The sequence below is a fragment of the Pseudorhodobacter sp. genome, from assembly GCF_034675685.1.
Taxonomy (GTDB): Bacteria; Pseudomonadota; Alphaproteobacteria; order Rhodobacterales; family Rhodobacteraceae; genus Pseudorhodobacter.
In genome coordinates, this window is the sequence record NZ_JAUCDA010000018.1 from 235480 (window position 1) to 256075 (window position 20596).

At 58.1% G+C, this 20596-nt stretch carries 16 protein-coding genes and 5 pseudogenes; 11 read left to right on the forward strand and 10 right to left on the reverse strand.

Annotation, left to right across the window (positions count from 1 at the left end; genetic code table 11):
* Positions 1 to 5: 5 nt before the first annotated feature.
* The 3 genes and pseudogenes from VDP61_RS16590 to VDP61_RS16600 form a co-directional block, all read right to left on the reverse strand.
* Complete coding sequence (locus VDP61_RS16590; protein ID WP_323007968.1) at positions 6 to 503, reverse strand: MarR family transcriptional regulator; 498 nt, start codon at positions 501 to 503, stop codon at positions 6 to 8.
* Positions 504 to 610: 107 nt separating this feature from the next.
* Positions 611 to 846: pseudogene (locus tag VDP61_RS16595) on the reverse strand (succinate dehydrogenase assembly factor 2).
* Between the two features lie 53 nt (positions 847 to 899).
* The gene (locus VDP61_RS16600) at positions 900 to 1295 is read right to left on the reverse strand and encodes a helix-turn-helix transcriptional regulator (RefSeq protein ID WP_323007969.1); all 396 of its coding nucleotides are present in this window, start codon (positions 1293 to 1295) and stop codon (positions 900 to 902) included.
* Positions 1296 to 1418: 123 nt separating this feature from the next.
* Between VDP61_RS16600 and VDP61_RS16605 the strand changes: the two genes are divergently transcribed.
* From VDP61_RS16605 to VDP61_RS16645, 9 genes are all read left to right on the forward strand, one after another.
* Positions 1419 to 2621, forward strand: a complete 1203-nt coding sequence (locus VDP61_RS16605; RefSeq protein ID WP_323007970.1) for a pyridoxal phosphate-dependent aminotransferase — start codon at positions 1419 to 1421, stop codon at positions 2619 to 2621.
* A gap of 12 nt (positions 2622 to 2633) precedes the next feature.
* Complete coding sequence (locus VDP61_RS16610) at positions 2634 to 3071, forward strand: hypothetical protein (protein ID WP_323007971.1); 438 nt, start codon at positions 2634 to 2636, stop codon at positions 3069 to 3071.
* Positions 3072 to 3284: 213 nt separating this feature from the next.
* Positions 3285 to 4562 (forward strand): 4-aminobutyrate--2-oxoglutarate transaminase, encoded by a 1278-nt coding sequence (locus tag VDP61_RS16615; RefSeq protein WP_323007992.1) that lies wholly within the window; start codon positions 3285 to 3287, stop codon positions 4560 to 4562.
* 144 nt (positions 4563 to 4706) lie between these two features.
* Positions 4707 to 4967 carry a glycine zipper 2TM domain-containing protein gene (locus VDP61_RS16620; protein ID WP_323007972.1) on the forward strand — a complete coding sequence of 87 codons (261 nt, stop codon included), beginning with the start codon at positions 4707 to 4709 and terminating at the stop codon, positions 4965 to 4967.
* Between the two features lie 151 nt (positions 4968 to 5118).
* Positions 5119 to 5877 carry an ABC transporter ATP-binding protein gene (locus VDP61_RS16625; protein WP_323007973.1) on the forward strand — a complete coding sequence of 253 codons (759 nt, stop codon included), beginning with the start codon at positions 5119 to 5121 and terminating at the stop codon, positions 5875 to 5877.
* Entirely contained in the window at positions 5852 to 6448 is a 597-nt protein-coding gene (locus tag VDP61_RS16630; protein ID WP_323007974.1) for a CbiQ family ECF transporter T component, read from the forward strand. Before VDP61_RS16625 ends, VDP61_RS16630 begins: the two co-directional genes overlap by 26 nt.
* 20 nt (positions 6449 to 6468) lie before the next feature.
* The gene (locus VDP61_RS16635) at positions 6469 to 7011 is read left to right on the forward strand and encodes a biotin transporter BioY (RefSeq protein WP_323007975.1); all 543 of its coding nucleotides are present in this window, start codon (positions 6469 to 6471) and stop codon (positions 7009 to 7011) included.
* Positions 7012 to 7193: 182 nt separating this feature from the next.
* The gene (locus VDP61_RS16640; protein ID WP_323007976.1) at positions 7194 to 7811 is read left to right on the forward strand and encodes a class I SAM-dependent methyltransferase; all 618 of its coding nucleotides are present in this window, start codon (positions 7194 to 7196) and stop codon (positions 7809 to 7811) included.
* 416 nt (positions 7812 to 8227) lie between these two features.
* On the forward strand, positions 8228 to 9001 hold the full coding sequence (locus VDP61_RS16645) for a mechanosensitive ion channel family protein (RefSeq protein ID WP_323007977.1): 774 nt from the start codon (positions 8228 to 8230) through the stop codon (positions 8999 to 9001).
* A gap of 285 nt (positions 9002 to 9286) precedes the next feature.
* Here the strand turns inward: VDP61_RS16645 and VDP61_RS16650 are convergent, their stop codons facing one another.
* The 3 genes from VDP61_RS16650 to dnaG form a co-directional block, all read right to left on the reverse strand.
* Entirely contained in the window at positions 9287 to 10123 is an 837-nt protein-coding gene (locus tag VDP61_RS16650; RefSeq protein WP_323007978.1) for an NAD(P)-dependent oxidoreductase, read from the reverse strand.
* Between the two features lie 678 nt (positions 10124 to 10801).
* The gene (rpoD, locus tag VDP61_RS16655) at positions 10802 to 12796 is read right to left on the reverse strand and encodes an RNA polymerase sigma factor RpoD (RefSeq protein WP_323007979.1); all 1995 of its coding nucleotides are present in this window, start codon (positions 12794 to 12796) and stop codon (positions 10802 to 10804) included.
* Positions 12797 to 12993: 197 nt separating this feature from the next.
* Entirely contained in the window at positions 12994 to 14955 is a 1962-nt protein-coding gene (gene dnaG / locus VDP61_RS16660) for a DNA primase (RefSeq protein WP_323007980.1), read from the reverse strand.
* A gap of 267 nt (positions 14956 to 15222) precedes the next feature.
* Between dnaG and VDP61_RS16665 the strand changes: the two are divergent.
* Positions 15223 to 15935, forward strand: a pseudogene (locus tag VDP61_RS16665) (IS5 family transposase).
* Positions 15936 to 16143: 208 nt separating this feature from the next.
* Here VDP61_RS16665 and VDP61_RS16670 read toward each other — a convergent pair.
* Positions 16144 to 17310, reverse strand: a pseudogene (locus tag VDP61_RS16670) (IS701 family transposase); the annotation flags it as partial.
* A 142-nt stretch (positions 17311 to 17452) separates the two neighbouring features.
* Here VDP61_RS16670 and VDP61_RS16675 point away from each other — a divergent pair.
* Positions 17453 to 18058, forward strand: a pseudogene (locus VDP61_RS16675) (transposase); the annotation flags it as partial.
* 28 nt (positions 18059 to 18086) lie between these two features.
* Here VDP61_RS16675 and tnpC read toward each other — a convergent pair.
* The 3 genes and pseudogenes from tnpC to tnpA form a co-directional block, all read right to left on the reverse strand.
* Positions 18087 to 19617 (reverse strand): annotated as a pseudogene (gene tnpC, locus VDP61_RS16680) (IS66 family transposase).
* A gap of 222 nt (positions 19618 to 19839) precedes the next feature.
* Entirely contained in the window at positions 19840 to 20094 is a 255-nt protein-coding gene (gene tnpB, locus VDP61_RS16685) for an IS66 family insertion sequence element accessory protein TnpB (protein ID WP_323007981.1), read from the reverse strand.
* The coding region (tnpA, locus tag VDP61_RS16690) for an IS66-like element accessory protein TnpA (RefSeq protein WP_323007982.1) at positions 20091 to 20596 on the reverse strand (506 nt) is incomplete at its 5' end. The genes tnpA and tnpB, both read right to left, overlap by 4 nt.

Genomic DNA, 20596 nt, shown 5'->3' on the forward strand with positions numbered 1-20596 from the left:
CACGCTCAATAGATATAGCGTATCTGATCGGTCCAATACCGCTCCATCCGTTTCAGCGACTGGTTGATATTCTCCATGCCCTGCGCATCAATAATCCCACGCTTTTCAAAGCCTTCGGTATGGCGCGCGAATAGGTCGTTCAGCATTTGGCGCACCTCTCGGCCCTTTTCGGTCAGCCGCACCCGCACCGAGCGACGGTCAATCTCGGACCGTTGGTGATGCATATAGCCAAGCTCCACCAGTTTTTTCAGGTTATAGCTGACGTTGGAACCTTGGTAATAGCCACGAGACTTCAGCTCGCCCGCCGTCACCTCATTTTCACCGACGTTGAACAGCAGCAGGGCCTGAACCGAATTTATCTCCAGCACCCCCAAACGCTCAAATTCGTCCTTGATCACATCAAGCAGCAACCGATGCAGCCGCTCAAGCAGCGCAAGGCTTTCCAGATAGCTGGCCATCAGCGCTTTTTGCGATCCGTCCAGCAGGTTGTAATGTAGTGACATAGTCGTCTCCGCCCAGGGATTGTTCAGGGCAAAATCGGTACAAAACAAAAACATTCGGTAAACTCGCGCGGGTTTCGTCACGAATTAGCAAAAAAACCGCGCGAAATTCAGGGCTGCAGACGGTTTCTGGCAAAGCGGCCAATCTTTGCGATCAAATCGCCATAGCTGTCAGGGGCGGCGACCTGCCCCAACACCCAAGGCAGTAAATCCTGATCATTTTCCCAAAGCAAACGGTCAAACAGATCAAGATCATCAGGCCCCATCGCCGCAAGATGCGCATCGGCGAATGGCCCAAAATCATGTCCATTTCCTTGGTCCCACGCCGCCATGATCGCATTGCCATACGTTTCAGGCGCGCCTCGGGCGTCTCGATCGCCGCAGCGCCACCCCCCGCACTCACAGCGCGGTCTCACGCATCAAACTGCGCAGTCGCTTTTCCAGATGCCCCATATCTTGTGACAAGGCCAAGGCTTGCGCCCGCATCCGCGACAATTCGGCCAGCGCCTTCAACAGATCACCGCTGCTGGCCGCAACCGGGCTTTCAACACCTTCCCCCTCGCCGGTCAGCAACCAACGCATCGAGACATTCAACATGCCCGACAACATTTGCAGCTTGTTTGCGCGCGGCTCTGAATGGTCGTTTTCCCAATTCTGGATTGTCGCCAGTTTCACACCCAGACGGCGGGAAAGGGCTTCTTGGGTCAGTTGTGCGGCCTCGCGCGCGCCAGCTACACGGTCGCCAAAGGTCGAAGCCTCGGCGCTGTACCAGTCGGACTTGTCCATATCTGTCATTCTTTGCTCCTTTAAGATTCTTAGTGCTTGATCGCATTTCACGCGCAACTTAAGACAAACTGCCGCAAAGTTCAAACCGGGGGCCACAGCGGCGCATCGCCCCCATTGACCCGGAGCCTGCCAATGGCCTTTTTGTCCGATACCCTTGCCCGCGTGAAACCATCGCCCACCATCGCGGTGACCACCAAGGCAAATGAGCTGAAGGCCGCAGGCAAGGACGTGATCGGCCTTGGCGCCGGTGAGCCGGATTTTGACACACCGCAAAACATCAAGGACGCAGCCAAGGCAGCGATTGATGCCGGCAAGACCAAATACACCGCCGTTGATGGCATGCCCGAGCTGAAAAAGGCGATCTGCGCCAAGTTCGAGCGTGAAAACGGCCTGAAATATGCCCCCAATCAAGTGAGCGTCGGCACCGGCGGCAAGCAAATTCTTTATAACGCGCTGATGGCGACCTGCAATCCGGGGGATGAGGTGATCATACCCGCACCCTATTGGGTGTCTTACCCCGATATGGTGTTGCTGGCAGGCGGCACCCCCGTTGCCGTGGCCGCGGGCATTGAAACCGATTTCAAGCTGCAACCCGAACAGCTGGAAGCCGCAATCACGCCAAAAACCAAATGGTTCATCTTCAACTCGCCCTCTAACCCCACCGGCGCGGGCTATACGCGGGCCGAATTGAAAGCGCTGACGGATGTGCTGATGCGCCACCCGCATGTCTGGGTGATGTCGGATGATATGTACGAACATCTGGTGTTTGATGATTTTGAATTCTGCACCCCCGCGCAGATAGAGCCGGGGCTTTATGACCGCACGCTGACCTGTAACGGCGTTTCCAAGGCCTATGCGATGACCGGCTGGCGCATTGGCTATGCGGCGGGGCCTGTGGCGCTCATCAAGGCGATGGGCACGATTCAGTCGCAATCCACCTCGAACCCCTGTTCAATCAGCCAGCATGCCGCCTTGGAAGGGCTAACGGGGCCACAGGAATTTCTGACCGAAAACAAGGCGCTGTTCCAACGTCGCCGTGATCTGGTCGTGGGTATGCTGAACCAGGCCAAGGGCATCACCTGCCCCAAACCAGAAGGTGCGTTCTACGTTTATCCTGATATTTCCGGCTGCATCGGCAAGACCAGCGCCGCAGGCACCAGGATTATCAATGATGAGGTGTTTGCGACCGCACTGCTAGAGGAAACCGGGGTCGCCGTGGTCTTTGGTGCGGCCTTTGGCCTGTCGCCAAATTTCCGCGTCAGCTACGCAACTTCTGACGCTGCCCTGCACGAGGCCTGTACGCGGATTCAGACCTTTTGCGCGGGTCTGGTTTAGGGCGGGCCATATATGCCGGGCGACCTGCCAGAGTATTATTTCAGGATCCGCGACAATGGCGCGCTGGTGTTTCGGCTGGACACCGAAAATCGCCAGCGCCGCATTGAAATGGACCAGATCGCCACGGTCAATATCCGCAACGGCGAGGTGAAACCGCATGGCGTGCGCGCGCTAACCGAAGATGATTTGGCAGAAATTGAACGATGGATGATCCATCGGTCACATCTTCTGGCCGAGCGTGAGGTTGATGATATCTTGCGCGCCGTCGATCACATGAACCTGACAACACAATGGGCCCAGACCCGCGCCAATGACGATCAACTGGAACAGGTTACCGACTCTTTGCTTTTGGCGATGCATGATTTGCGCACGGTGCTTGTGCGCAAAAAATCGGACCGCCTGATGAAGCGCGCCCCAGTGAATGAGGCCCCTCCTGCGGCTGACGGCTGATCACGCGCCACGAATATTCTACGAATATCGCTGTATTCCTGCCAAATTGGCGAAGATTAATACGCCAATCACCACATTCGCACAACTTTCCTTCGATTTATCGTGTGATGCTGCAAACAGACCAAAAGCAGGGGCAACCCACCATCAAAGACAGGTTGAAGCGGCCCCCAAAAGAATGTCAAATCAACCGAATTTCAAATTGGGGTGAAGATGATGTTGAACGCAGAAGTGGCCAAGCGCCGGGATGAGGCAATTTCACGCGGCGTGGGCATGATGACGCAAATCTATGCCGAACGCGCGTTGAATGCAGAAGTATGGGATATAGAAGGCAACCGCTATATTGATTTCGCGGCCGGCATTGCTGTGGTCAACACCGGCCATTGCCACCCAAAGGTCATGGCCGCGGTGACCGAGCAGTTGGGCCGTTTTACCCACACCTGCCATCAGGTCTTGCCTTACGAGCCTTATGTACGTTTGGCCGAGCGCCTGAACGATCTGGTTCCGGGTGATTTTCCCAAAAAGACCATTTTCGTCACCACAGGCGCGGAAGCCGTTGAAAACGCAATTAAAATTGCACGAATTGCCACGGGCCGCCCGGCAATCATCGCCTTTGGCGGTGCGTTCCATGGCCGCACCTTCATGGGCATGTCGCTGACCGGCAAGGTGGAGCCGTACAAGAAAGGCTTTGGCGCGATGATGCCCGATGTCTATCATGTGCCCTTCCCGCAAGACGTGCATGGCATTTCTACCGCCGACGCCATGTCCTCGCTGAACAAGCTGTTCAAATCCGATCTGGACCCAGACCGCGTTGCCGCCATCATCTTTGAACCCGTGCAGGGCGAAGGCGGGTTTTACCCCGCGCCGCCAGACTTGCTGCGCAGCCTGCGGGCCTTTTGCAACGAGCATGGAATCATGATGATCGCCGATGAGGTGCAAACCGGCTTTGCCCGTACCGGCACGATGTTTGCGATGGACGGCTATGATGTCGCCGCCGATATGACCTGCATGGCCAAAGGTTTGGCAGGTGGCTTGCCGCTGGCCGCTGTTACAGGTCGCGCCGACCTGATGGATGCGGCACGCCCCGGCGGCTTGGGTGGCACCTATGCCGGCAACCCTTTGGGTATTGCAGCCGCCCATGCCGTGCTTGACGTGATCGAGGAAGAACAGCTTTGCGACCGCGCCAATGAACTGGGCAGCCGTTTGCGCCAAAAGCTGGAGGCGATCCGCTCTATCACGCCCGAGGTGATTGATATTCGTGGCCCCGGATTCATGGTCGCGGTAGAGTTTGGCCATCCAACCAGCAAAGAGCCGGACCAGGATTTTGCCAACCGCGTGCGCGCAGAGGCGCTGAAGCGCAACCTGATCCTGCTGACCTGCGGCGTCTACGGCAATGTAATCCGCTTCCTTGCGCCGATCACCATTCCCGATGATCATTTCGCAGAAGCCATGGATATTCTAGAGGCCTCTGTCGCCGCAGCACGCAAAGCCTAAGGTACTGTAAAATAATGTGAGTGGGGGCGGGGTGCCGCCCCCTTTCAACAGACATCGCGCCGGAAATTATTTGGCGCCTATCGGGAACCGACTCCAATCACGGCGCGTTGTATCCTCGACAACCAAATTTAACGCGAGGTTACCATGAAGAAGCTGCTTTACATTCTTCCGATCGTCACCCTTGGCCTTGCCGGCTGCCAGACTGCCAACCAGAATGCGGCCGCAGGTGCCGTTGCCGGTGGCGTGATTGGCGCTGCAATCTCGGACAAGGACAACCGTTTGTCCGGGGCTGCCTTGGGGGCTGCGGCGGGCGTTGCTGCATCAACCCTGATCGGCACAGCGCCCGGCAACAACAAATGCTATTATCGCAACAGCCAAGGCCAGCGATATATCGCTGCTTGCTGACACACGTTTTTCTGCTGTTCCCTGTCGACACTTTCCCCGTGTCCCACTGGCCGGATCCTCCCATTGCGGGGCGATCCGGCTTTTTTCTGGCTGCTTGGCAGCGTTGCCTGAACCCGCTAAAAGCGCGCAACGTCACAGAAAGCCAGACCGAATGCCTGACCCCTTGCCAGTTGCCACAGCAGACCCCGCTTGCAACAGCGTGCACCTGCGCGGGGCGGGCTTTGCCATTGCCGGGCGGCCCATCCTGTCAGGGTTGAACCTGCACCTGACCGAGCGGCGCATTGGGCTTATCGGGCGCAACGGGTCGGGAAAATCGACTTTTTTGCGATTGGTTGCGGGGTTGATCGTGCCGACAAGCGGCACAGTACGCGTTGCCGATCTTGATCCGGCAAAGGACCGCAAGGCGATGCTGTCACGCATCGGCATCCTGTTCCAGAACCCCGATCATCAGATCATCTTTCCAACGGTCGGCGAAGAGCTTGCCTTTGGTCTGCGCCAGCAAGGACTCGACAAAGCAGCGGCAACCTTGACGGCCCGCAGCCTTTTGGCCCGGCATGGCCGCAGCCACTGGGAGACGCAGGCCGTTACCGCCCTTTCCCAAGGCCAACGCCACTTTTTGTGCCTGCTGTCAGTGCTGGCGATGCAGCCGCACACCATTTTATTGGATGAACCTTTCGCGGGGCTTGACCTGCCCACCCAGACCCGGCTGGACCGTGAACTGGCCAGCTTGTCACAACGGCTGATCCTGATTACCCATGACCCAAAGGCACTTGCCGGGTATGATCGGGTGATCTGGCTGGAAGGCGGGCGCGTACAGGCTGATGGTGCGGCGGGGCCGGTTGTGGCGGCGTTCACCGCCGAGATGGGGCGCTTGGGGGAAGTAGATGCTGACACTGACCTCACCGTTTGAAACATCTTTGCATCGGCTTGCCGCAGGGCCGAAACTGCTGGCCCTCGCGGGGCTGAGCATCGGTTTGTTTACCCTGCAATCCCTGGCGCTGATCGTGGCGGCAGGCGGGGCGGTGGCCGCGCTTTACCTTGCCTTTGGATGGCCCTTTGCACGCTATGGGGTGGCCATGCTGCGCCCGCTCTGGCCATTTCTGGCAATCCTTGCGCTGTGGCATGGCTGGACGGGAAGTTGGGCGCTGGGGCTGGCGATTGGCGGCAAGATGCTGGTGGCGGTCGCCTTGGCGAATTTGGTGACGATGACAACGCGGCTGGATGATATGATTGCGGTCGTGGAACGCGTCACCGCCCCGCTGGCCCGCTTTGGGGCCCAACCGCGGGTTTTGGCGGTGGCGATTGCTTTGGTGATCCGCTTTACGCCCGTTTTGATGGACAAGGCGCGGCAACTCGGGCAGGCATGGCGGGCGCGCTCGGCGCGGCGGGCGAATTGGCGCATCGTCTTGCCGATCAGTTTGATGGCGCTGGATGATGCCGACCGGATCGCCGAGGCGATACGGGCGCGCGGTGGATTGTAATTGAAAAGAGAATGACCCAGATGGAAAAGAATGTCACCTATATCGCCCTTTTTGCCGCATTGATCGCTGTGCTGGGCTTGGTGCCGCAAATAACCCTGGCAAGCGGCGTGCCGATCACGGCGCAAAGCCTTGGGGTGATGCTGTGCGGGACGGTTTTGGGGGCAAAACGGGGCGGATTGGCGGCGCTGCTGTTCGTCGGGCTGGTGGCGCTGGGCTTGCCTTTGCTCAGCGGCGGGCGTGGCGGTTTGGGGGTCTTTGCAGGGCCATCAATGGGGTTTGTCATCGGTTTTCCTGTGGCGGCCTTTGTCACCGGGTTGGTGGTTGAAAAAACCCGCGCAAGCCTGGGGATTGCCGCCTTTGGCGGGGCCTTGATTGGCGGGGTTTTGGTGCTTTATCTGTTTGGGATCACGGGCATGGCGCTTATTCTGGGCAAAAACTGGCTTGCGGCCTCACTTCTCGTTGCAACCTACATTCCGGGGGATTTGATCAAGGCTGGTCTGGCCGGGTTTATCACGCAGGGCCTTGCGAAATTGCGGCCCCAAGCGGTGCTTTCCCGCGCGTAAGGCCAAAAAGCGTTTCGCCTTGGCCCTCGCCCACATATCGCGGCCTGAATTCAAATATTTCAAGGCGTTATGTGATCGGCTGGGTTTCAAGGCCAAGTCGAAACGCGAGAGGGCAAGTGCTTGCCCTTCGCAAAGCGGCAGGGCATAGTTTGCGATGCCCCCATAAATGCCGGAATGACACCATGTGGAACCAAAGATACGACAGCGAAACCTATCTGTTCGGAACAGACCCGGCGCAGTTTTTGGTGGATCAACGCCTCTGTTTTCAGCCGAACCAAACAGCCTTGGTCATCGCCGATGGCGAGGGGCGCAATTCAACCTGGCTGGCCCAGGAAGGCTTGCAGGTGACGGCGATGGACGCCGCAGAGAACGGGCTGGCCAAGGCCCGTGCCCTGGCCGATCAGCGAGGCGTAAGCCTGACCTATCAACTGGCGGATCTGCGGACATGGGATTGGCAGGCGGACAGCTTTGACAGGGTTGTCGCGGTGTTCATTCAATTCGCCGACCCCGCGTTTCGCAAGACCATTTTTGAGGGCATGAAGCATACGGTGAAGCCTGGCGGGCTGATCTTGTTGCACGGGTTCACGCCTGAACAGTTGCAAAACACCTCGGGCGGGCCGCGGCTGCAAGAGAACCTGTATACCACCGACATGCTGGCCAACGCCTTTGAGGATTTTGAAATTCTGCGCCTGCAAGCCTATGAGGCCGTGCTTGATGAGGGGCCGGGGCATAGCGGGCCAGCGGCCCTGATTGATCTGGTCGCGCGCAAGCCAATAGAAAAGGCGCCGGGCAGGGTATAAGCTGCGCTGATTATTCCGGCCCGGACCTGGCGCGAACCCACCAGCGGCAAGGGGCCAAACCGGCTTGCCCGATCGCTGCCTGTTTCGCCCCTTTCAACTCCCACCTTGACCTTGAACCCTGGATGATATTGCTTCCGTTATCACAGCTCCAATCGCTTTCGTATCAAAGATCAGCAGCCTGGAAACCGCAGCTTGCATCAGTGTCCGAACTTCGGGGGCCGCGCATCGAGGAAACATTCATGAATGTAAAACAGCACTTGCGTCGCCTTTTTCTTCCCGTGATTGCGCTTTCAGCCAGTATTGGCCTTTATTCATACCAAGCTGAATTACCAGACGTTGTCGCGCAGAATAGGTCGATTTCGCTGCTGATAATGGCGGCCATCTACCTGGCATCCGCATGGATGGCAAGTCGCGTCATGGCGCTGATTCTGGATCAACTTGGCGGCAAGCGGCCCTACCCCCGCCTGTTGAAAGACCTGATCACGGCAATTTTATTCTTGTCTGCATTTACCGGGATCGGGTCACTATACTTGGGCCAAGGTGCCCTTGGTGCTCTGGCGGGCTCTACCATTATCCTGGCACTTCTTGGCTTTGCGATCCGCAACGTTGTCGCCGATACGCTCTCGGGCATTGCGCTTGCGATTGAGGCGCCGTTTCGCATTGGGGACTGGATTGACATCGACACATTGGCGCAGGGCAAAGCGATTGAAATCGGCTGGCGCACCACCCGCCTGCAAACGCTTGATGCCACCTATATGATTTTGCCCAACAGCCAGATTGCACGCCAGCGCATCACCAATTTTTCAGCCCCGAAACGAGAGTTCCGGGCGCAGATCAACATTACACTTGATCATGTGTTGTCAGTTGGCAAAGCCCGCAAGATCATGTTGACAGCCATGAGCAAGGCCAAAGTAATGCTACAAGAACCGGCGCCGGATATCCGCGTCAGGTCCTACGAGGAAGGCGGCATCAGCTATACCGTGCGCTATTGGGTGCCCCGGTACGAACGCGCCGCCGACTGCCGTGACGAAGTTTACAGCCTTATTGATGATGCGCTGCGCAGCGCCGGCAGCATCGCCCCCTACCGCAGGATTCAACTGATCAGCCCACCGCCGGATGCGGGGGGCGATCTGGGTGAAGATGCCGGGACGGATGGCACCCCTGGGAAACATGAGCAATCCGGCGCATAGCCCGACCAAGGGGGCAGCCCTGCCCGCGCAAACGCCGCCCCTGCGCGGGGTTTGATGGGCTTGCGACCATACGGGTTTACGCACCTGATATAATGAGAGCAGCCAAAGGCCGCTGCCGCCTGTGCAAAACGCCATCTGAACAAACCCCAGAACCGTAACGAAACCAATAATGGGCGGCGCATAAAACGCCGCCCAAGGCGATAAGCTCACTTTCAGCGCCCGGACGACTCTTGTCTGGTCGCCCCGATGGTCTTCTTCGACGCGACCAGTTGACTTCAGGCTGCCTCAGGTTTTCTTGCTGTCATCGACAATGTTCAGCTTTGACGCAGCACTTTCCCCCAGCGGAATCGTGGCAAATGGTCCGCCATGGCACATATCGGAAAGGTCTTGTGGGTTCAGCGGCGCGGAAGTGGCAAGCATCTGTGCCGCGAATTGCTCGGCATTGTCCTTGGGCCGATAGCCCAGATAATGTGCCTTGGCATTATCTACCGGCGCGCGATCATTGTTTGACACGCCGTAAACGATGGTAAAGCCAGTCACCGGCGTATCAATTGACCGCTCGACCAGATGGATCAGGTCATCATAGCTTAGCCACGACCCCAGAGCGCGGGGGTTGCCCACATTGGCCGCGCTGAGAATCCGCATGCAAACCGACTCTACCCCGCGCTTTTCCCAATACAGGCTGGCCAGATCTTCGGCAAAACACTTGGCCAGGCCATAGAATGTATCGGGCCGGTGCGGCACATCGGTGCCGATAAACTGGTTTTTCGGATACATGCCCACCGCATGAATAGACGAGGCATAGACCACACGCCGCACCTTGTTTTGATAGGCCGCTTCCCAGATATTATAGGCCCCGACGATGTTGGACGGCAAAATCTGATCCCAGGGGGCCTCATCCCCAATCGCACCGAAATGTACCACCATATCAGCGCCTTGCAGCAAATCGACCATGGGGGCCAGATCGGCTAGATCGGCTTGTACATAGCGCTCATTCGGGTAAAGCTTGCCGATATCGGCGGCGCGGTCGGTCGTTACCAGCTCATCACACAGCTTTGACAGCGGTTCACGCAGGTAAGAGCCGAGCCGCCCGGCCGCCCCTGTCAGAACAAGTTTTTTCATCGGTTACGCCCTTTTTGGTTGGTTTGGCATGGGCCCATCGGGCCGGGTGTTCGGATGGAACCATAAACCCCACATCAGCCCCCGGCAAGCCAGCCCAGCGGCGATTCTGCTCTGGCGTCGTCGCCGACAAAAATACCTCGGTCCCGGTTGGAGTGGTCGCCACAGGCATAGCCAATTTGGCCCCCGCAAGAAATTGCCGCCCCATCGGCCACATCCGACCATCGCCGCTTGGCCAATGGCGCCGCCAACAGCCCTGTTGCGCTCCCGATAGGCTCTCACGGCCACCTCCCCGTGCAAATCTCCATGAAAAGGGTAATGGCGTTTACCGATTCAGCAAGAAGATGGGGCGGGAACATCGCTTACGAAACATCGCCCCAAGCGTATCCTGCATTGTTTTCTCTGTTGCCGTCGGGCCAATCTGCACCCTATTCGCAGACGAGGAATACGACAACTTTTCAAAGCTGCAGCGCATGAGGGCAACCGAATAAAACACGCTCTGGTGCCATGAGCCGGACAGATTTTCCGCCCCATCCACTGTGACCACAAAGCCAATAGCAGAGCACGCGCCCGGCCCCTTGCCACCAGTAGCCCCCTTCTTTCAAAAGCGTACTGCGCCGGGCAAGGATGGCAACAAACGGCCCACCGCCCAACAAAAAGCGCCCCGTAGGGCGCTTTTCTTTACTGGTCCAAGAAGCTCCGCAGTTTTCTGCTTCGGCTTGGATGTTTCAGTTTCCGCAACGCCTTTGCCTCAATCTGGCGGATACGCTCGCGGGTCACAGAGAACTGTTGCCCGACCTCTTCCAACGTATGATCCGTATTCATGCCAATGCCGAACCGCATCCGCAAAACCCGCTCTTCGCGCGGCGTAAGCGATGCCAGAACCCGCGTGGTGGTTTCTTTCAAGTTTTCCTGAATCGCCGAATCCAAGGGCAAAACCGCATTCTTGTCTTCGATGAAATCACCAAGCTGGCTGTCTTCCTCATCGCCAATCGGGGTTTCCAGGGAAATCGGCTCTTTGGCGATTTTCATCACCTTTCGCACTTTTTCCAATGGCATTTGCAGCTTTTCGGCCAGTTCTTCCGGTGTCGGTTCACGGCCAATCTCGTGCAACATCTGCCGACCCGTGCGAACCAGCTTGTTGATCGTTTCAATCATATGCACCGGAATGCGGATCGTGCGGGCCTGATCAGCGATCGAGCGCGTGATCGCCTGACGGATCCACCATGTTGCATAAGTGCTGAACTTATAGCCGCGGCGGTATTCGAATTTATCCACCGCCTTCATCAGGCCGATATTGCCTTCCTGAATAAGATCAAGGAATTGCAAGCCGCGGTTCGTGTACTTCTTCGCAATCGAGATAACCAGGCGAAGGTTCGCTTCGACCATTTCTTTCTTGGCCTGACGGGCTTCTTTCTCGCCCTTCTGGACCTGATTGACGATCCGGCGAAATTCAGAAATATCGACACCGACGTAGGAGCCGACCTGCGCCATCTCATCGCGCAATTCCTCAACCTTCTCGCGGCTTTTGTCCATCAACGCTTGCCAGCCGCGCCCATCCTTGGCGGCCATACGGTCGCACCAGGTCGGGTCCAGCTCATAGCCCTGATATTCTTCGATAAACTCACGACGGTTGATGCGGGCCTGATCCGCCAGCTTCACCATACCCGAGTTGATCGCCATAATCCGGCGGTTGATACCGTAAAGCTGGTCGATCAGCGCTTCAATCCGGTTGTTATGCAGGTGCAATTCATTGACCAGCAACACGATCTCAGAGCGCAGCTTTTGATAGGCGGCTTCCTCTTTGGAGGTGAACAGGTCCTTTTTGTTCATCGTCGCCGACATGCGCAAAGTCTGCATTTCAGCAAGCATTTCATAGTCATGCGCGATGACTTCAAGCGTTTCAAGCACGCGCGGCTTTAACGCGGCCTCCATCGCCGCAAGCGACATATTGGAGGCTTCGTCGTCATCATCGTCATCATCACTTTCGGCGCGCGACAACGGATTGCCGTCGGCATCCAATTCGGGCCCGGTGTCACGCTTGCTGGTGGTCGCAGGCTCGCCTTCGACCCCAAGACCACTGCTCAGCCCTTCCTCACCTTCGCCGTCCATATCCCGGTCAAAGGTCGATTCAAGGTCGATCACATCGCGCAACAAAATATCTTCGTTCAGAAGTTCGTCGCGCCAAATGGTGATGGCCTGAAAGGTCAGCGGGCTTTCGCAAAGCCCCAGGATCATCGTGTTGCGCCCGGCCTCGATCCGCTTGGCAATGGCAATCTCGCCCTCGCGGCTCAGCAGCTCCACCGACCCCATTTCGCGCAGATACATCCGCACAGGGTCATCCGTCCGGTCCAGCGTTTCCGCCGCAGCACCCGACAATGCCACCTCGCGTGAGCCGGCATTGGTTTCCACCAACTCGCCCGCAGAGCCGCTTTCTTCCATCTCGGCTTCTTCGGTGACCTGAATGCCCATCTCAGACAGCATGGACATCACGTCTTCGATCTGATCGGAAGATACCTGTTCCGGCGGCATTACCGCGTTCAACTGATCATAAGTAATATAGCCGCGCTCGCGTGCATCCGCGATCATCTTCTTGATGGCAGCTTGGCTCATATCGAGCGAGCCATCGGCCTCAGCATCGTCTTGTTTGCTGTCGTCACTGTCTTTGGCTGCCATGGATGCTCCTTTGGCCGAATGCTCTGGTCTGTTAAACCGAATCAATCGGTCGAATGTACGAATCATTAGCGCGAATCACTGGGGGGAAAAGGCATATGCCCCAATTTCCCCATGATTAGCCCGTTTATCAGCTTTCTTTCGGAAGTTAAAAGACCCCTCCTGCGGTTTTGCCCCACACAGCCCGCGATAGCTGTATTTCAGGGCTTTGAACGGCCGCTACGGCCAAAATCAATACGGTCCCAAAGACTGCGGGCTTCTTCCAACTCGTCACGGTCCATTTCGACCCCGTTTTCGGCAACAAACCCTTCGCCCTTCACCGCTTGCGGCCCTTTGGCAGCCGAGAACCGCGCTTCATTGGCCTGTGTAATCCGCCACGTCAGGCCCTCATCCGCAAGGCCGCCCAGATCTTCTGCCGCCTCATTCACTTCGCGCCGCCCGGCGCGGGCGGACAACAATTTGCGCAACATGTCGTCAACACAGATTTCGGCAAAATCAAGATCATCTGTCTTCAGAACCGGTGGTGCCGTCATGACATGGTTTTGGCTAAGCAAGCTTTCAACCACCGCGCGGTGCTCGGCCATCAATATATCCCGCATTTCAGCGCCGTCGCCCATATGCAACAAGGCAAGGCGCAACCTGTCCTCGGACGGGTCCGAAAGTTCAATCCGATCCAGGATCGGTTCAAAGCGCCTGATCAGGGTGTGATGCGTCAGCAGCACCGCAAGCACAATCTGCTCCAGCACCCGCTCGTCGTCGCTGCCCAACACAAGCGCCGAAGTTTTGGTCGTCGCCACCGGAGGAAGTGCACTCTGCCATGGCTTGCCCTTGCCGCCTTGCCCCGGAACCCATTCCCTGCGCGGCGCTGATTTGCGCGCCTGGCTGAACAGATCCCAACTCAGACGTTTGATCGTGTTTTCATAATGTTTCCGAATGCTGACGTCATTGATCCGCAAAATCGCGGTATTCAATGCTTTCTCCAATGCCGCCTTGCGTTCGGGGCTGTCAAAGCTGCGACCTTCGGTTTCACGCTGCCACAGCAGGTTCACCATCGGTTGCGCTGCGTCCAGCACCGCCTGCATTGCCCCCGCCCCTTGCGCCTTCAGCAGATCATCCGGGTCCAACCCCGCTGGCAGCACGGCAAAGCGTAAGCCCTGCCCCGCCTCCAGCAGTGGCAAAGCCAGATCAATCACCCGCAATGCCGCCCGCAGCCCCGCCGCATCACCGTCCAGCGCAATTACCGGCTCGCTTGAGACCCGCCACATCAGCCGCAACTGCGCTTCTGTCACCGCCGTCCCAAGGGGCGCGACAGTAGCTTTGAAGCCCGCCTCGGACAGAGCGATCACATCCATATAGCCTTCGGCCACAATCAGCGGGGCGCCCTTGCCCGCAGCCTCGCGCGCGGGGGCAAGATTGAACAGGTTGCGGCCCTTGTCGAACAGCTCTGTTTGCGGCCCGTTCAGATATTTTGCCAAGGCGTTCGGATCAAGCGACCGCCCGCCAAGGCTGATCGCGCGGCCCCGACCATCACGAATCGGAAAAATGATCCGCCCGCGAAAGCGGTCATAAGGCGCGCGGCCATCGTCGGGCCTGGCACAAACGCCAGAATCGACAATCAGATCGGGGCTGAAACCCTTGGTTTGCAGCGCCGTAAAAATACCTTGCCGTGTATCCGGCGCCCAACCGATTTGCCACCGTTCCTGCGCATCCGTTCTTAGCCCCCGGCGGTCAAGATAGTCTCGTGCTGCCTGCCCGCCCGCCGTTTTCAGTTGCAGACGGAAAAATTTCACTGCCTCCTCCATCACCTCGGCCAACTGACCCCGCCTGTCGGCCTTTTGGGCGGCCACCGGATCACGCGCAGGCATCGGCATACCCGCTTCGCGCGCAAGCAACTCTACCGCCTCCATGAAACCAAGATTCTCGGTCTCCATGATAAAGCCAAGCGCATCACCCTTGGCCTGACAGCCAAAGCAATAGTAGAATCCTTTGCGATCATCGATATGGAAGCTAGCGGATTTTTCCTGATGGAATGGGCAGGGCGCCCACATATCGCCTTTGCCCTGGTTGGATTTACGCATATCCCAAACCACCTTGCGCCCAACGACTTGGGACAAGGAGATGCGCGAGCGCAATTCATCAAGGAAACCGGGTGGCAGATTCATACCCCATATATCGGTCCGATGCGGGCGATAGGCAAGCGGCGGCTTTGGCACAAACAGCGCCGGGGGACATTCTGTCCCCCCTTGCCCTGAAGGGCAATTCCCCCCTTGAGGATATTTTTGCCGAAAAGAAAGCGGGTGGCAGATAATTCTAGGGCTTGTTGAGATTCAGGATTTCACAATTTGGCTGACTTCTGATTCACTCCTTCAAAAAAGGAGGTTTGGATGTTGAGCGAGCGTTTTGTTATCAACGATACCCAGTGGGCTTTGATGGAGCCGCATTGTTTTGGCAAAAAAGGTGACCCCGGTCGCACGGGTGGGGACAGTCGCGTTTTCATGGAGGCGGTTTTGTGGATTGCCCGAACCGGTGCCCCGTGGCGTGATCTTCCAGCTGAATTTGGCAACTGGAACACCATTTTCAAACGCTTCCGACATTGGGTCAAAGCCGATGTTTTCAAACGGATATTTGACGCCGTGTCGGGTGATCCTGACATGGAATGCGTCATGATTGATGGCACAATCTGCAAGGTTCACCGCCACGGACAGGGCGCAAAAGGGGGACTCAAAGCCAGGCTATAGGGCGATCTCGCGGTGGAATTACCACAAAAATTCTGGGCCTGACTGATGCGCTCGGCAATCTGGTTTCATTTCGTCTGATGCCGGGGCAAGTCCATGATCTGCGCGAAACGGCGGAGATCATTGAGGGTATTTCCTGCAAAATGTTCCTTGCGGATCGCGCATTTGACGCCAACTGGCTGCGCGAAACACTGAGTGTTTCAGGAATTATTCCGGTCATCCCGCCAAAATCCAACCGAAAATTCCCGCCAGAGTTCGACAACCATAGTTACAAATGGCGGCATCTGATTGAGAACTACTTTCAAAAACTGAAGGAATTCAAACGTATAGCCCTGCGGGCCTGTAAAACAGACCAGAGCTTCGCTTCAATAATCTATCTGGCCGCCGCTATCATCAACTCTCGATGAATCTCAACGGGCCCTAGCATTACAGTTGCATATTTGATTTGAAGTGTGTCTGTTGGGCTATGGCCTGATGAGCGCGTCGCCAGAGCGACCATGCAATGACATGGGCGGGATGAATTTGTTGCCGTGCGAGGCGGGTGGCGATGCGGCGGATTTCCTGCATCGACCAGCGGATCAGTTGGCGGTCTTTCGCCATACCGACCGCATCTTTTTTGGGGATCAAGGGGCGAGTTTTGGCCCGATTGCGGATGACTGCCATCATCGCGAACGCGAGCATCACCAGCGAGACGTGGCGATGCCAGCCATGCCAAGAGCGGGTTTCGTTGTGGTCGAGGCCGAACTCATTTTTGGCAGTCTCAAAACTCTCTTCGATCGCCCAACGATGCCCCTCCACCGTCACCAGTTTTTCCACAGGCGTGCCAACCGGGCACCAGGTCGAGAAGAAGGCGAGGTCGCCATCGGCGATATTGCGGCGGATCAGCAGCCCGCGTGTCCGGACACCGGTGAAATCCGCGCTGAAATCATCGGCGTCAAGATCAGCGAGATCGAGATAGGCCCAGTCATGCAGTCTCGCGCCTTTGGTCCCCTGGCCTGCTGACAGCCGGTGCCAGGCATCCTCGGGCAAAGCTTCAGCGATGTCCTTCGCGGTTCCGTTTACGGCCAGCGGCTTACCCCATGAGCGGAACGAATGGTTGGCGTTCACACCCAGCACATAGCCTTTGGCTGCGCGTTTGAGCGCCATTTCCATGTCTCCCACGCCATAAACGCTGTCGGCCGCCACCCAGGAAAACGGCACGTTTGAAGCAATCGCCCGCTCGATCATCGTGCGCGCCAGTGCTGGCTTGGTGGCAAAGCGAATGCTGTCCGGCACATGGGCCGCCGCCAGGCGATCCCGGTCATCCGCCCAGCCCTTTGGCAGATAGAGCGCCCGATCAATGAAGGCATGACCATGCCGGGAGACATAGGATGCGAACACACCGATCTGGCAATTGGTGATCTTGCCGGCCGAACCGTATATTGCCGACCGACCCCGCAGGATGCCTTGCCCTGCTTGAGAAAACCGGCTCATCAAGCACGAGAACGGCATCGGGATCGGCCAGCGTCTCAAGCGCGTAATCACGCATGATGTCGCGCAAAGAATCCGCGTCCCAGCATCCGCGACCCAGGATCGCCTGTTGCCGCCAGGGGCCGAGATCGCCCGCTGCTTCCGCACGCATCCATCCCGTCTTGCGTCTTTCTTCCCCCAGTAAGCCGTCCAAAAAATGGCCCGCTGACACCGCCACACGCTCCTGCGTGAACAACGGTCGCATCCGCGCCTTCACTTCCGCAACGAAGACGCCCAAAGTTCAAGCGTCGCCTCGACTGATGCACCTGTCATCCATGACCTCCGATTTATGGAAACTATGGATTCAGACATCAGAGTAAAATGCAACTGTAATGCTAGGGCCCGTGGGTATTTAACTTGATGCGGTAATCCCCCCAAAAGCAAGGGGCAGCAAAAGTAGAATTTTCTCGGCAAGATGAACGAGGAGATTCAGAGGAAGATGACCAGATATAGCGAAGCCCAGATCCTTGCGATCCTGCGCCAAGCTGAAGGCGGTGTGCCGGTGGCCGAGCTTTGCCGTGAACATGGCATGCACTGCCCGGCAGGGTATTGCGCAGCAATGTCCCGAATGGGAGCAATGCCTCGTTTTACAAATGGCGGTCAAAATACGGCGGCAGGGATGCGTCCATGGTTAGCCAGATGAAAGCCATGGAAACAGGCGGATCAGAAAACCGTCCGGGGGACTGTTTTCCCGCCGAATAAGAACCGCAGGCTGAAGCGGATGTATGCGGACCTGAGCATGCAAGCTGATTTGTGAACTGCGAAGGTGAACGCCACCGGTCCGAGAGACCCTGAGCAGGCCCTTGGAAAAAAGTAGATCGGCCATCCGTTGCCTGGCAGGCAACTGCGCGCATTTGCCGTGGGTCAACGCCGAAAGATGGCCGAGAATGCAGTGGCGCGACGCGGGGCCAGTATCGCCTTGGCCTGCCGTGCCTTTGGTGTCAGCGAGACCTGTTATCGCTATGGCCCCAAGCTGCGCGCCGAGAACGAAGAAATTGCCGATCTTCTGACCGGTCTTACGTAAGCGGTCGCTGGGTAGCACTGTCACCTTATCTTGGCGGCGTGAAGTTCCACGGCAGCAGGTCGTCTAGGCGGCTTTGTGGGTGGCCGTTGGCAATCGCGGTCAGGGTTGCCTTGAGATAGGCAAAGGGCTCGATGCCGTTAATCTTGCAGGTCTCGATGAGCGAGGCGATGCGGCCCCAGGCGATGCCGCCTTCGTCATGCCCCGTTGCCCGGCAGGGTTTTGGCAAGGCCAAAATCCCGAGAGGGGGCGAAGAGCGCGTTTTTGCGATTAAGGGCTATCGGGCGGATCAGGTTTTCAACCCTGTTGGAGTCAATCTCCACGCTGCCGTCCTGCAGGAAGGTTTGCAGCCCGTCCCAGTGGTTATGGATGTAGGTCAGCTTTTCGCCCAGGCGGGATTTTGCGGAGATCTTGCGGCGATGGGTCTGCAGCCAGTCACCGAATGCGGCCACCAACGGCGCGGTGCGGGCTTGGCGGGCAGATAGGCGCTGGCCTTGCGAGACGCCGCGGATGTCGGCCTCGACGGCATAGAACTCAGCGATGCGGCGCAGACCCTCGGCGGCGATCTCCGATCCGTCGCGATCGAAGACCTCCTTGAGTTTGCGTCGGGCATGCGCCCAGCAGTGCGCCACCCGAATGGGCGCACCTCCCTTGCGCGCGGGTTTGGTCAGGCGGTTGTAGCCGGTGTAACCATCGATCTGCAGGATGCCATCGAAGCCGGTGAGGAAGGTTTCGGCATTCTCGCCCGCGCGGCCGGGGGCATAGAAGTAGACGACGCCGGGCGGGTCCTCGCCGCCCCACGGCCTGTCATCACGGGCGAGCGCCCAGAGATATCCGGTCTTTGTCACACCGCGCCCCGGGTCCAGCACCGGGGCTGTTGTCTCGTCCATGAACAGTTTGGATGACCGCTTCAGGTGGTCGGCCAGCCGGTCAACGATGGGTTTCAGGTGGAACGCAGCCTTGCCGACCCAGTCGGCCAGCACGGCGCGGTGCAGATCGAGGCCCGCCCGTGCCATGATCTGGCTCTGGCGATACAAGGGAAGATGGTCCGCATATTTGCTGACCAGCACATGGGCGATGGTGGCCTCGGTCGGCAGGCCGCCCATGATCAGATGGCTGGGTGCTGGGGCTTGGGTCACCCCGTCGGTGCAGGTCCGGCAGGCATACTTCGGCCGCACGGTCACGATGACGCGCAACTGCGCCGGCACGATGTCCAGCCGCTCGCTGCGGTCTTCGCCGATCTTGTGCATGACACCGCAGCCACAGGGGCAGATCAGGCTGGCGGGCTCAACGATCTCTTCGATCCGCGGCAGCGCGGCTGGCAGGTTGCCGATGGTGCGCTTGGGCGTAGGCTTGGTCGTCCCGTTGTCCGCCTTGGCGGCCCGCGTTTTCTTTTCTGTCTCAACCTCGGCCAAGGCGATGGACAGGTCTTCGAACGCCAGCTGGCGTTCATCTTCAGACAGCTTTTCTGACCGCTTGCCATGCAGGGCGTGGTTCAGCTCGGCGATGAGATGCTCTTGCCGACGGGTGATTTCTGTCAGTGTCGCCACCGTTTCCATCAACGCCAGCACCGCCGCGCGTTGCGCGGCCGGGATGGCGGAAAGGTCGATGACGGGTGCGGTTTGCATGGGCTGAAGCTACCATAAAAACCCCCGCAAAAACACGCCAAACCAAGCGGTTGATTCACTCTGCCGCAGCTGGCGGGCGTGCCTCCAATGCCTTTACTTTGCGCCAGTCGAGACCCGCAAACAGCGCCTCGAACTGGGCGTGGTTCAGCGCCATCACCCATCCTTGATCGCGGGCCAAGTGAATGTCGCATCCTCCAGCCGCTTGTAGGCCATCACCAAGCCAGTGCCATCCCAGAAGAGCAGCTTCAACCTGTCCGCCTTACGCGAGCGGAACACAAAGACCGTGCCGGTGAACGGATCCTTGCGTAGCACAGACGACACAATTGCTGCCAGGCCATCATGGCCTTTCCTGAAGTCGACAGGCTGCGTCGAGACCAGAAACCGCACCCGGTTCGAGGGGAGCATCATGACGACGGCCCGATCGCCCGCACAATCTCGGCAATCCGCGTGGCTGTCGTTGCACCGTCCAACCGGATTGTCACCTGGCCCACGGCGATCTCGATAAATCCCAAGGGCTGCGCTTCAGACTGGCCCGGCCGCTCAGGACGCGTTGGCACAGCACCAGTATTCTCATCCAACAGCACAAGAGGCGCAAAACAAAAGCCGCTGTCCGCCAGCGCAGGCAAAACCAACTTCCCGTCGCGCGCCCGACCACGCCATTCCGACAAGTGGTTCGCCCGAAGCCCATACCGCGCCGCAACCGCGTTCACCGTCACACCAGGCATCAGGCTTTCTGCAACGATCTGCGCCTTGACCTCGTCTGGCCACCGCTTCTGACCATTGGCCCGTATCTCCACACCGTAGTCCCTGAGAAACTCCACCGTAGTCGCCATCGCGAAACTCCTGCCCCGATCTCCATCAGCCGTGGAGTCGCAGGTCAGGCAAAAACTGGGAAGGTGCCGCCTAGGAA